This is a genomic window from Pseudomonas sp. AC112 (assembly GCF_979253545.1).
Genome location: NZ_CEEDCM010000001.1, coordinates 1,664,089 through 1,675,820, shown reverse-complemented (window position 1 = coordinate 1,675,820; position 11,732 = coordinate 1,664,089). Strand labels below are relative to the sequence as shown.

General features: G+C 61.8%; 12 protein-coding genes. 7 read left to right on the top strand and 5 right to left on the bottom strand.

Annotation, left to right across the window (positions count from 1 at the left end; translation table 11 throughout):
• The first annotated feature begins 108 nt into the window (after positions 1–108).
• The gene (gene serB / locus AC0IYN_RS07935; RefSeq protein ID WP_028615502.1) at positions 109–1,323 is read left to right on the top strand and encodes a phosphoserine phosphatase SerB; all 1,215 of its coding nucleotides are present in this window, start codon (positions 109–111) and stop codon (positions 1,321–1,323) included.
• A 121-nt stretch (positions 1,324–1,444) separates the two neighbouring features.
• Here the strand turns inward: serB and asd are convergent, their stop codons facing one another.
• Genes asd through AC0IYN_RS07920 form a run of 3 tightly spaced genes read right to left on the bottom strand, consistent with a single transcriptional unit; the run spans position 1,445 to position 4,729 of the window.
• Positions 1,445–2,305, bottom strand: a complete 861-nt coding sequence (gene asd / locus AC0IYN_RS07930) for an archaetidylserine decarboxylase (RefSeq protein WP_406599591.1) — start codon at positions 2,303–2,305, stop codon at positions 1,445–1,447.
• Positions 2,306–2,320: 15 nt separating this feature from the next.
• Positions 2,321–3,136 (bottom strand): thiosulfate sulfurtransferase, encoded by an 816-nt coding sequence (gene rhdA, locus AC0IYN_RS07925; RefSeq protein ID WP_457240441.1) that lies wholly within the window; start codon positions 3,134–3,136, stop codon positions 2,321–2,323.
• 57 nt (positions 3,137–3,193) lie between these two features.
• Positions 3,194–4,729, bottom strand: a complete 1,536-nt coding sequence (locus AC0IYN_RS07920; RefSeq protein ID WP_471840980.1) for an HDOD domain-containing protein — start codon at positions 4,727–4,729, stop codon at positions 3,194–3,196.
• Between the two features lie 166 nt (positions 4,730–4,895).
• Here AC0IYN_RS07920 and motA point away from each other — a divergent pair, with 166 nt between their 5' ends.
• Both motA and motB read left to right on the top strand, forming a co-directional pair.
• Positions 4,896–5,747, top strand: coding sequence for a flagellar motor stator protein MotA (gene motA / locus AC0IYN_RS07915; RefSeq protein ID WP_406599594.1), 852 nt, complete (start codon positions 4,896–4,898; stop codon positions 5,745–5,747).
• 3 nt (positions 5,748–5,750) lie between these two features.
• Positions 5,751–6,770, top strand: a complete 1,020-nt coding sequence (gene motB, locus AC0IYN_RS07910; protein WP_406599595.1) for a flagellar motor protein MotB — start codon at positions 5,751–5,753, stop codon at positions 6,768–6,770.
• Positions 6,771–6,821: 51 nt separating this feature from the next.
• Here the strand turns inward: motB and rsgA are convergent, their stop codons facing one another.
• Complete coding sequence (gene rsgA / locus AC0IYN_RS07905; protein WP_032890468.1) at positions 6,822–7,853, bottom strand: small ribosomal subunit biogenesis GTPase RsgA; 1,032 nt, start codon at positions 7,851–7,853, stop codon at positions 6,822–6,824.
• Between the two features lie 108 nt (positions 7,854–7,961).
• Between rsgA and orn the strand changes: the two genes are divergently transcribed.
• Positions 7,962–8,504, top strand: coding sequence for an oligoribonuclease (orn, locus tag AC0IYN_RS07900; RefSeq protein ID WP_010213620.1), 543 nt, complete (start codon positions 7,962–7,964; stop codon positions 8,502–8,504).
• 167 nt (positions 8,505–8,671) lie between these two features.
• Complete coding sequence (locus AC0IYN_RS07895) at positions 8,672–9,289, top strand: trimeric intracellular cation channel family protein (protein ID WP_177410090.1); 618 nt, start codon at positions 8,672–8,674, stop codon at positions 9,287–9,289.
• On the opposite strand, the gene queG is transcribed toward AC0IYN_RS07895, so the two are convergent.
• Positions 9,286–10,350: a tRNA epoxyqueuosine(34) reductase QueG gene (gene queG / locus AC0IYN_RS07890; RefSeq protein ID WP_078046597.1), complete on the bottom strand. Its 1,065-nt coding sequence runs from the start codon at positions 10,348–10,350 to the stop codon at positions 9,286–9,288. The genes AC0IYN_RS07895 and queG overlap by 4 nt on opposite strands.
• 63 nt (positions 10,351–10,413) lie before the next feature.
• On the opposite strand from queG, the gene AC0IYN_RS07885 reads away from it, so the two are divergent.
• Positions 10,414–11,274, top strand: coding sequence for an NAD(P)H-hydrate dehydratase (locus AC0IYN_RS07885; protein WP_406598232.1), 861 nt, complete (start codon positions 10,414–10,416; stop codon positions 11,272–11,274).
• On the top strand, positions 11,262–11,732 hold the full coding sequence (gene tsaE, locus AC0IYN_RS07880; RefSeq protein WP_078046599.1) for a tRNA (adenosine(37)-N6)-threonylcarbamoyltransferase complex ATPase subunit type 1 TsaE: 471 nt from the start codon (positions 11,262–11,264) through the stop codon (positions 11,730–11,732). The genes AC0IYN_RS07885 and tsaE overlap by 13 nt, the downstream gene beginning before the upstream one ends.

Genomic DNA, 11,732 nt, shown 5'->3' with positions numbered 1-11,732 from the left:
GTTGACGCGCAGTATAGCGACAGCCCTAGGACCGGCAAAGCGCTGGCTGTGCCCGATGGTCACTGAAAGTGGGTAGAATGCGGTTTTTTTCCAGCCTGGGGGTGCGCCTTGCGCGAAATTGTCCTGATTAACATCACTGGTGAAGACCGCCCGGGTCTTACTGCGGCTATTACGGGAGTGCTGGCCCAGGGTGGTGTGAACATTCTCGACATTGGCCAGGCGGTGATCCACGACACCCTGTCGTTCGGCATCCTGGTCGAGATCCCGAGCACGGAACAGGCGTCTTCGGTACTCAAGGACATCCTGTTTACGGCGTACAAGCTGGACCAGCAAGTGCGGTTTACTCCAGTGTCCGAAGAGGATTACCAGCAATGGGTCGCAGGCCAGGGTAAAAAACGCCACATCGTGACGTTGCTGACCCGCAAGGTCACCGCTGAGCAACTGCAGCGCGTCAGTTCCATCACCGCGCAATATGGCCTAAACATCGACCACATTGACCGTCTGTCGGGTCGCATGCCGCTGGACACTCCGGCCGACAAGGGTAAGGGCTGCATCGAGTTCTCCGTACGCGGTGAGCCGGCCGACCCACAAGCCTTGCGCGCCGAGTTCCTCAGCGTGGCCCAGGAGCTGAACGTCGATATCGCCTTCCAGGAGGATTCGCTGTTCCGTCGCAACCGTCGCCTGGCGGTGTTCGACATGGACTCGACGCTGATCGAAGCCGAAGTCATCGACGAGCTGGCCAAGGCTGCCGGCGTAGGCGAGCAGGTTTCCGAGATTACCGAGCGCGCCATGGCCGGTGAACTCGACTTCCGCGCCAGCTTCAAAGAGCGCCTTGCGCTGCTCAAGGGCCTGGACGTGAGCGTGCTGGATTCCATCGGCGCCTCCCTGCGCCTCACCGAAGGTGCCGAAACCCTGTTCGCCGAACTCAAGCGCCTGGGCTACAAAACCGCGATCCTGTCCGGCGGTTTCACCTACTTTGCCAAGCAATTGCAGGCCAAGCTGGGCATCGACTATGTGTTCGCCAATGAGCTGGAAGTGGTGGATGGCAAGGTGACCGGCGTGGCCGTGGAGCCGATTGTCGACGCGCAGCGCAAGGCGGACCTGTTGAAGGAGTTGGCTCACAAGGAAGGGTTGCGCCTGGAGCAGACCATTGCGGTCGGCGACGGTGCGAATGACTTGCCGATGCTGGCAATTGCCGGGTTGGGTGTCGCGTTCCGTGCCAAGCCGTTGGTGAAGCAGTCGGCCAAGCAGGCGATTTCGACGCTGGGGCTGGATGGCGTGCTGTATCTGCTGGGCTTCCGCGATCGCGACGGCCAGCTCTAGGTAGAAACACGGTAAATAAATGTGGGAGCGGGCTTGCTCGCGAATGCGGTGGTTCAGTCACTGATCTGTCGACTGATGCTCCGTATTCGCGAGCAAGCCCGCTCCCACATTGGGTTTTGGGTCAGGCTTTCGGCAGTGCGATGCCTTGGCCCATCTGTACCGGAGTACCAGCGGCCAGTTCTTCTGCCCACTTCACCTGATCCGGCCCGAACAGCACAATCGCGGTCGAACCCAGCTTGAAGCGACCCAGCTCCGCACCCTTCTCCAGGTGGATCGGCGCACGTGCGGCCTCGTCGTAGCGGAAGGTTTTCAGCTCGCGCTTCGGCGGTGTCACCAGGCCGGCCCATACGGTTTCAATCGACGCGACGATCATCGCGCCCACCAACACAACAGCCATCGGGCCGCGCTCGGTGTCGAAAATGCAGGCAACACGTTCGTTACGCGCGAACAGCTCTGGAACGTTTTCGGCAGTGGTCTGGTTTACCGAAAAGATACGGCCCGGGATGTAGACCATTTCCCGCAGAGTGCCGGCCAGCGGCATGTGCACACGGTGGTAGTCCTTCGGCGACAGATAGACCGTCGCGAAGTCACCGCCCATGAACGGCGCCGACAAGGCCGCGTCGCCACCCAGCAGTTCCAGCACGCTGAAGCTGTGACCCTTGGCCTGGAACACACGGCCATGTTCGATCGGGCCAAGCTGGCTGACCGCGCCGTCGGCAGGGCTCAACACCGCTCCAGGGGTTTGATCCAGTGGGCGGGCGCCGTCTTTCAATGCGCGGGTGAAGAAGGCATTGAAGTGCTCGTAAGCGGTCAGGTCCTCAACCAGGGCTTGGGACATGTCCACTTGATAGCGCTTGGCGAACCAGCTGGTGAAGGCGTTCTTGAACCAGCGCACACGGCACTCGGCAACGCAACCGGCCAGGCGCGACAGCAAGTGGTGCGGCAGCAAGTATTGGCTGAGGATAAACAACTGCTTTTTCATAACTGTCCTTAAACCTTAAATCTCGACGGGGGTGTCGGGGTGGTTGCCCCATTCGCCCCAGGAACCGGCATAACCTTTGACCCGCGGATAACCGAGCGCCTTGGCCACCAGGTAGGTGAAGCCAGAGCGGTGGTGAGTCTGGCAGTGGGTGATGATTTCTTTGTCTTTGGTCAGCCCGAGGTCTTCGAGGATCTGCGGCATGTCGCGACGGATGCGCAGGTTGCGCGCCTTGTCCATGCCGGCGGTCCATTCGAAGTTCACGGCGCCGGGGATGTGTCCGCCTTTGGCTGCGAGGACCTTTTCGCCGGAGTACTCCAGCGGGCCGCGCGCGTCCCAGATGCCCAGGTCGGCGGCGCCCAGGCGGCTTTGCAGGTATTCGCGGGTGGCAGTAGGGCCGTCGTGCAGCGTGAGGCTGAGCGGGCCGCCGACGGGGGCGGGCACCTCGGTGGAGACTGGGTGTTGTTCCGCCAGCCAGGCCAGCAGGCCGCCGTCGAGGTAGTGGTATTTCGGGTGGCCGATCACGTCGAGCATCCAGATGAACCGCCCGGCCCAGCCGCCGCCTTCGTCGTCGTAGACCACGTAGGTAGCGTCAGGGGTGTGGCCCAGTTCGCCGAACAGTTTTTCCAGCTCGGCCTTGCTGGGCAGCAAGCCGGGCGCCGGTGGCTGGCCCAGTTGGGTGCGCTTGGGGTCAACGAAATGCGCGCCGGGGATATGCCCTTCGGCGTAGCGGGCGGCACTGGTGAGGTCCACCAGAATCAGGTGTTCGGCATCGAGGCGACCAAGCAGGTCGCTGGGTTCGATCACCAGCGGCAAGCCAGAGAAGTCAGGCATGTGAGGTCTCCTGGGCACAAATGTTGGCGATAAAGGAGGGCGATTGTAGCGCAAGCATCAAGCGCTGCGGTTGGTAAAGCTGTGCAGGGCTTTCTCGATGCATTGGGCGGTTTTGCCGAAAGCCTGCACGGTGGTTTCCGAGAATGGCCCGCCGCCTTGGTCGGCCACCATCAGCATGACCACCTTGCCGTTGCAACTCAGGGACCGCAGCAGCAGGTGCTCGCCGGTGAACAGGCGGCGCAGGATCGGTGGTAGCAACGCCGCGAACTGGGCGTGGTTTTCAGGGTTGAGGCGCACCTGGGCCGACTTCTCCAGCAGGCGCTGCAGCAAGGTGCTGTTGACCACGTCCAGGCTCAGGTTGGCGGCGTCCTTCGGCAGGCCGTCGGCCTGGTGAACACGCAAGGTGCTTAAAGCGCGATCAGCCATCAACAGCATGACCCGCTGCATGCCACTGGCGACCAAGGCTTCCTTGGCGCAGGTGGTCAAGTGCATGGCGTTGGCGAAGCGGCTCGGCTCCACCAGCAACTCGGTGCAGCGCTTGCGCCACACGGCCAGGGCCTCGGCGGTGGGTGGCGGCGCTGGCAGCAGGCCGCGGTGAATTTTCTGTACATGCCACGGCCAGATCAGCGACAGCGCCGGGTGCCAGAGGTCAGGCATCAAGGCGGTGCGGGCGCTGGTGACAGCCTGTTGGTGGACCAATTGCTGTACCTCGCCCAAAGGCTGTTGCAGGTACAGCGCAGTGAGCAATTGCCAGCGTTCGGTGTGCGGGCAGGTCCAGGACTCCTGGGCCGACATCGCCAGGCCGTTGGCCAGCAGCACGGTGTTGGCGGGCTGGTTCAACCAGCGGCGCAGATTGGGTTCGGCATCGAGCAATTGCTGATGGCGCAGCGGGTCGTCTTCCCGGGCGATGTGCAGGGCCTTGACCAGCAGGCGCTGCTCGCTCATCAGCAGCTTGTAGCCCTGGGAGACCCAGATCGGCAGGTGCCAGGTTTCGGTCAGGCCGACACACAGGTCCAGCAGGCGCACGCCGAACAGTTCCTGTTCGACCTTGCGGGCTGACTGGCCTTTGTGGATAACCCGCAGCTCCCATTCTTCCAGGAGCTTGGGGTAGGCGACCGCCATCGGCCACAGCGGCGATAGAAACAGCAGGCTGCCCCAGTGGATGTCCTGCCACAGCCGCGCCAGGCGGCTGCCGAACAAACCGTTGGCTTGCTGCGAAGCGTGTTGGCTCACCAGCAGCAATTGGCGCAGCGCCACAGGAATCTCGTTGGCCGGCACCGAGGGCAGGCGCGCCAGCAGTTCTTCGGCGCGCTTGAGGCCCAGGCGGTTGAGCGCCACTTCGAGGTTTTCCGCCGGTTCCGCCAGGCTGCCATGGGTGTGGCTGTTGGCCTCGCGCATCACGCTGAGCACCAGGGCCGGGCTGTTTTGCATCAGCTCGGCAATATCTCGCAACGAACTGCGGCTGTCGCGGATGCCTTTGCACACACGGTCGTGGCTGGCCTGGGGCACAGGCAGCAGCACATCGTCCAGGCGCTTGATCCAAGCGGCGAGAGAGTTGGGTTTTGCAGTTGGGACTGTCGTTTCATTAGCCATGGTTGGGGCGCGATCATCACTTGCGGTCTACACGCCCGGAGCGGGCCGAACTGGCTTTTCGCCTTAACGGCCTATAGTCTGGCGCAGTTTTGCCGATAAGTAGAACAAGAGTTTTCTGCTACACCCAATATGTCCATGAACCCGACGGCGCAAGTACTCATCTCCTATGGCTAAAATTATCGGCATCATCGTCGTCTTCGCAAGCGTGCTCGGCGGGTACGTCCTGTCCCACGGTAAAATCGCTGCGCTGATCCAGCCTTTTGAGGTGATGATTATTGGCGGTGCGGCACTGGGTGCATTCCTGCAAGCGAACCCCGGCTACATGACCCTGCACGTGATCAAGAAGTCGCTGGGCATGTTCGGTTCGCGCTTCACCCATACCTTCTACCTGGAGGTGTTGGGCCTGGTTTACGAGATCCTCAACAAGAGCCGCCGCGAAGGCATGATGGCCATCGAGGCCGACATCGAAGACGCTGCGGCCAGCCCGATTTTCGCCAAGTACCCGGCCGTGCTCAAAGATGAGCGCATGACCGCCTATATCTGTGACTACCTGCGCATCATGTCCTCCGGCAACATGGCCCCCCATGAGCTGGAAGGTCTGTTCGACATGGAGTTGTTCAGCCTTAAAGAAGAGCTGGAGCATCCGTCCCACGCCGTGACCGGCATCGCTGACGGTATGCCGGGTTTCGGTATCGTCGCGGCGGTACTGGGTATCGTGGTGACCATGGCTTCCCTGGGCGAGGGCGACCAAGCGGCCATCGGCATGCACGTGGGTGCGGCGTTGGTCGGTACCTTCTTCGGTATTCTCGCGGCCTACGGCTTCTTCGGCCCGTTGGCCACCTCCCTGGCCCATGACGCCAAGGAAGAAATCAACCTGTACGAGTCGATCAAGGCCAGCCTGGTAGCCTCCGCTTCCGGCATGCCGCCGTCGCTGGCGGTGGAGTTCGGTCGCAAGGTGCTGTACCCGAAACATCGCCCAAGCTTTGCCGAGCTGGAACAAGCGGTTCGTGGTCGCTAAGCCATGGAAAACAACCAGCCGATAATCATCAAGCGCGTCAAGCGCTTCGCTGCGGGGCACCATGGGGGTGCCTGGAAAATCGCCTTCGCTGACTTTGCGACGGCGATGATGGCGTTCTTTCTGGTGCTGTGGCTGATGTCCACCGCCACGCCTGAACAGAAGATCGCCATTGCCGGCTACTTCAAAGACCCCATTGGTTTCTCGGAAAGTGGCACGCCCTTCGTGATCGACCTGGGCGGCTCGCCGCAACTGGCGCCTGAGCGCACCATCAACCCGGAAATCAAGACCGAAGCGCCTCAGGAGAAAATCCCGATCGAGCGCGATACCGTCGAAGCCATGGCCGAACAGGTCGAGCAGGAGCGTCTAGAACTGTTGCTGCAAGAATTGCAGACCAAGGTTGAGGAAAACCCGCAACTGTTGAAGTTCAAGGATCAGATTTCATTCGAGATCACCCCGGACGGCTTGCGCATCCAGATCACCGACGCAGCCAACCGCCCGATGTTCGACTCCGGCAGTGCGCGCTTGAAACCGTACTTTGAAGACATCCTGCTGGCCATGGCCGACACCATCAAGGCGGTGCCGAACAAGATCAGCATCAGTGGCCACACCGACGCCAAGCCGTATGCAGGGCAGGGCGACTTCGGCAACTGGGAGCTTTCCGCCAACCGCGCCAACGCCGCACGCCGTGCGCTGGTGGCCGGCAGCTACCCGGACCCGCAAGTGGCGCGCGTGGTGGGGTTTGCATCGTCGCAGCTGTTTGACCCCAAGGACCCGTTCAACCCGATCAACCGCCGTATCGATATCGTGGTGCTGACCAAAAAGGCCCAGCGTGCGATCGAAGGTGACCAGCCCCCAGCGCCGCAACCCACTCCGGGCGCCGGCGCGCCGGGCGAAGTACCGGCTGATCCGAACGCCATACCGCCAGGTCAGGAACCGTTGCCGGCGCATGAACTGCGCCAGAAGCTGAACCTGTTTGATGAGGGTGGGGTTAAGGATCCTACGGTGCCTGGGACGGGGTCCTAGGCTTCACATACAAAAAGGCCGCGATGATCGCGGCCTTATTTTTTCTGCGGCTTAGTAACTGCTTTCGGGCAAGCTCGCAATGATCGACCGATAGCTGTTCATCCGCTGTTGCTGCACGCGGCCGTCTTCCAGCGCCTTGAGCAATGCACAGCCGGGTTCGCGGTCGTGTTTGCAGTCGCGGAAGCGGCAAGTGCCGATCAGGTCGTTGAACTCGATGAAGCCCGCTTCTACATCGCTGCGGCTGACGTGGCCGAGGCCGAATTCGCGGATACCCGGGGAGTCGATCAGCTCACCGCCGCCGGGGAAGTGGAACAACCGCGCGGTGGTGGTGGTGTGAGTGCCCTGGCCGGACAGCTCCGACAGTGGCCCTACGCGTGTGTCGACTTCCGGCAGCAGGCTGTTGACCAGCGAGGACTTGCCCACGCCAGACTGGCCGACAAACACGCTGATGCGCCCGTCCAACTGCTGTTGCAGCTGTTCCATGCCATTGCCGTGATGCGCCGAAACCTCCAGCACCGGGTAACCCAGTGTGCGATACACCGCCAGCAACGCGTTGAGCGCCGGGGCGTTCTGTTCGTCGATCAGGTCGAATTTGTTCAGCAGCAACAGCGGGCGGATGCCGGCATGCTCGGCGGCTACCAGGTAGCGGTCGATCAGGTTGGCATGGGGCTCGGGCAGCGGTGCGAACACGATCACGATCATATCGACGTTGGCCGCCACCGGCTTGAGTTGGCCACGGCTGTCGGGGCGGCGCAGTTCGGTGGTGCGCGGCAACTGGGCGACAATCACGCCGATGCCCTGGTTGCCGGCCCTCCAGACTACTTTGTCGCCGGTGACCAGCGCAGGCAGGTTGGCGCGCAAGTGGCAACGGGACACTTGGCCCGCGAGTTCGCCTTCGAGCGCCTCGACTTCGACCTGCACACCAAAGTGCGCGATCACCAGGCCCGTTTGCTCGGGGCCCAGGTCGCCGCCCTCAAGCGCTTCTACGGCGGAGGATTCACGTTTGGCGGCGCGAGCGGCGCGTTCACCCTGAATCTTTTCGATGCGCCAGTTTTGGCGACGGTTGAGCTGGCGTTTGGCCATTGGTGTTCCGTGTCGATAATGCAAAGGTTAGGTAAAACGGTCGCGAGTCTAGCACGCCCCTGCCTGCTAAACTGCGCAGCTACGCCAAGGTGCCAAGAGAATCAAGCCATGCAAAACCCACAGAACCTGATTTGGATCGATCTGGAAATGACCGGTCTGAACCCCGACACCGACGTCATCATCGAGATGGCGACCATTGTCACCGACAGCAACCTCAACACCTTGGCCGAAGGTCCGGTGATCGCCATCCACCACAGCGACGCTGTGCTCGCCACCATGGACGAGTGGAACACCCGCACCCACGGCAACTCCGGCCTGACCCAGCGCGTACGCGACAGCCGCATCAGCATGGCCGAAGCCGAAGCCGAAACCATCGCCTTCCTGGAAAAGTGGGTGCCCAAGGGCAAGTCGCCGATCTGTGGCAACAGCATCTGCCAGGACCGTCGCTTCCTTTATACGCACATGAAGGCGCTGGAAAGCTACTTCCACTACCGCAACCTGGATGTGTCCACCCTTAAAGAGCTGGCCGCACGCTGGGCGCCGGAAGTCAAAGACAGCTTCCATAAAGGCAGTACCCACCTGGCACTGGACGATATCCGCGAGTCGATTGCCGAGCTGCAGCATTACCGCAAGCATTTCATCAAGGCTTAATGACCTTCACCCTGTAGGAGTCCGGCTTGCCGGCGATGGCGATCTTTAGGGCGCCATCGCCGGCAAGCCGGGCTCCTACAGGATTGAGTTTGCGGCAGATAATGGCTTGCCCTCTTTTGGTGCCATCAGCAAATGATTAGACTGCCGGCCTCTTTGCAAGGATCGCCATCATGCTGCTGATGCTCTACCTCATCGCCATCACTGCCGAAGCCATGACCGGCGCGCTGTCCGCCGGACGGCGTGGCATGGACTGGTTTGGCGTGGTGCTGATCGCCTGCGTGACGGCATTGGGCGGCGGTTCGGTACGCGATGTGTTGCTCGGGCATTACCCGCTGACGTGGGTCAAGCACCCGGAATACCTGGTGCTGACGTCGATTGCCGCACTGGTGACGATCTTCATAGCTCCGCTGATGCGCCACTTGCGCTCGCTGTTCCTGGCGCTCGACGCGGTGGGCCTTGTGGCCTTCACCCTGATCGGCTGCATGACCGCCCTGGAAATGGGCCATGGCATGCTGGTGGCGTCGGTCAGTGGTGTGATCACGGGAGTTTTCGGTGGCATCCTGCGAGACATCTTCTGCAACGACATCCCGCTGATCTTCCGCCGCGAGCTGTACGCCAGCGTGTCGTTCCTGGCCGCCTGGTTCTACATGCTGTGCCTGTACCTGCAACTGCCGAGCGAGCAAGCCATCCTGCTGACGCTGTTCAGCGGCTTTCTATTGCGCCTGCTGGCGATCCGTTTTCACTGGGAAATGCCCAAGTTCGTCTACAACGACGACGTGCATTAACGCGTAGCGTGCTGGTTCAAAGCCCATTCCACGTGCTCGCGTACCAGCTCGGACGGGTAATCCCGGCGTGCCTTCAAGGCTTCCAGCACTGGAATGCTCGAGGGCGCATTGCCCAGGCCGACCGCGAGGTTGCGCAGCCAGCGCTCATAGCCGGCACGGCGCAGGGGTGAGCCTTCGGTGCTGCTGAGGAATTTATCCTCGTCCCACATAAACAACTCGGCCAGTTCCGCGTTATCCAGATTGTGGCGCGGCTTGAAATCGCTTTCGGCGGTGGGGCGGGCGAAACGATTCCACGGGCAAACGATCTGACAGTCATCGCAGCCAAACACACGGTTGCCGATCAGCGGGCGCAGGTCTTCAGGGATCGCGCTCTTGAGCTCGATGGTGAGGTAGGAAATGCAGCGTCGGGCATCCAGCACATAGGGGCCGACAAAGGCATTGGTCGGGCAAATGTCCAGGCACGCCGTGCACCGCCCGCAATGCTCGGTGCTGTGGGGCGCGTCGATGGGCAGCGGCAAGTCGACAAACAACTCGCTCAAGAAGAAATAACTGCCGGCCTTGCGATTGAGGACCAGGGTGTTTTTACCGATCCAGCCCAGCCCGGCTTTTTCGGCGATGGCTTTTTCCAGCACCGGCGCGCTGTCGACGAAGGCACGGAAACCAAACGGGCCGATCTGCGCTTGAATGCGGTCGGCCAATTGCTGCACACGCTTGCGGATCAGCTTGTGGTAGTCGCGGCCCAGGGCGTAACGCGAGATATAGGCTTTTTCCGGCTTGGCCAGCAGCTGCGCCATGTGCGTATCGCCGGGCAGGTAGTCCATGCGCAGCGAGACCACGCGCAACGTGCCGGGCACCAGCTCATCGGGGTGGGAGCGTTTGCTGCCATGGGCGCCCATGTACTCCATTTCGCCGTGGTAGCCCGCGTCGAGCCAGCGTTGCAGGTGTTGTTCATGCTCGGCCAGGTCAAGGCCGCTGATGCCGACTTGTTGAAAGCCCAGCTCGCGGCCCCAGTCTTTGATCGATTGGGCGAGGGCAGGCAGATCGGTGGTGATGGGAGGCATGAGACAAGGGAAACCGCAGGTTAGATAGGTATAATTCTGCCAGACATCGGAGCTTGAAGACGCATGCCGCAGACAAAACACGCAATAACCGACGTACAGCCACTGTTGCACGGCCATTTGCCGCAACTGGCTGCGCGTTCCCCGGACGCCCATAAAGGCCAGTTCGGCCACCTGCTGGTCATTGGCGGTGACCGTGGCTTCGGCGGCGCAGCGCTGCTGAGTGCTGAAAGTGCCTTGCGCAGTGGCGCCGGCATGGTGTCCCTGGCGACGCGCCTGGAGCATGTGCCCGCCGCCCTGGCTCGCCTGCCGGAAGTCATGACCGTCAGCGTCAGCTCGGCCAATCAACTGATGGGTCTGCTGGAAAAGATCTCGGTCATTGTGATCGGGCCTGGGCTCGGGGATGCGTCCTGGGGCAAAAGCCTGCTTTCCGTCGCCGCCAACGCCCGCCTGCCGCAGGTGTGGGATGCCGACGCGTTGAATCAGCTCGCCACCGGCAGCGTCAGTTTGCCGGCCGATTGCGTGATCACCCCGCATCCGGGGGAGGCGGCGCGCTTGTTGGGGATCTCGACTGCCGAGGTTCAGGCTGATCGTCTTAAGGTGGCGCGCGCGTTGAGCCAGAAATTCAACGCAGTGGCTATTCTCAAGGGGGCTGGCAGTTTGATTGCCAGCCCGGACGGGCGCATTTCGCGATGCGACCAAGGCCATCCGGCCATGGCCACTGCGGGACTTGGTGATGTACTCGCCGGCCTGGTCGGCGCGCTGATGGCCCAAGGCATGCCCGCCTATGAGGCAAGCTGCCTGGCCGTGTGGTTGCACGCCACGGCGGGGGATCGCCAGGGCACCTTTGGTCGCGGCCTGGCGGCAAGCGACCTGATACCCGCCATTCGTCAATTGCTGGAGGAACAGTCGCCGTGTCTGAAGTAATTCTTTTCCTTGCCGATGAAGAGGCCATGGTCAGCTTCGGCCAGCGCATTGCCCAGGTCACGGCCGGGGCGGGGCTGATCTTCCTGGAGGGCGACCTGGGGGCGGGCAAGACCACGCTGTCCCGGGGGATCATTCGCGGGTTGGGCCACACCGGCGCGGTAAAAAGCCCGACGTTCACCCTGGTAGAACCCTATGAGATTGGCGACGTGCGAGCGTTCCATTTCGACCTCTATCGCCTGGTGGACCCCGAAGAGCTGGAATACATGGGTATTCGCGATTACTTCGATGAAGATGCGTTGTGCCTGATCGAGTGGCCAGATAAAGGCACAGGCTTTTTGCCAAAGCCGGACCTGACCATTACCATTACGCCGCATGAGCACGGACGTCAGCTGAAGTTGTTGCCCCAGAGCGCGCGTGGCCAGTCGTGGTGCGCCGCTTTGGCATTGGAATTCAAATAA

Coding starts and splice junctions, on each gene's coding strand:
- motA (WP_406599594.1), top strand. CDS start 4,896: ATGGCTAAAATTATCGGCATCATCGTCGTCTTCGCAAGCGTGCTCGGC.
- motB (WP_406599595.1), top strand. CDS start 5,751: ATGGAAAACAACCAGCCGATAATCATCAAGCGCGTCAAGCGCTTCGCT.
- rhdA (WP_457240441.1), bottom strand. CDS start 3,136: ATGCCTGACTTCTCTGGCTTGCCGCTGGTGATCGAACCCAGCGACCTG.
- orn (WP_010213620.1), top strand. CDS start 7,962: ATGCAAAACCCACAGAACCTGATTTGGATCGATCTGGAAATGACCGGT.
- rsgA (WP_032890468.1), bottom strand. CDS start 7,853: ATGGCCAAACGCCAGCTCAACCGTCGCCAAAACTGGCGCATCGAAAAG.
- AC0IYN_RS07885 (WP_406598232.1), top strand. CDS start 10,414: ATGCCGCAGACAAAACACGCAATAACCGACGTACAGCCACTGTTGCAC.
- asd (WP_406599591.1), bottom strand. CDS start 2,305: ATGAAAAAGCAGTTGTTTATCCTCAGCCAATACTTGCTGCCGCACCAC.
- queG (WP_078046597.1), bottom strand. CDS start 10,350: ATGCCTCCCATCACCACCGATCTGCCTGCCCTCGCCCAATCGATCAAA.
- AC0IYN_RS07920 (WP_471840980.1), bottom strand. CDS start 4,729: ATGGCTAATGAAACGACAGTCCCAACTGCAAAACCCAACTCTCTCGCC.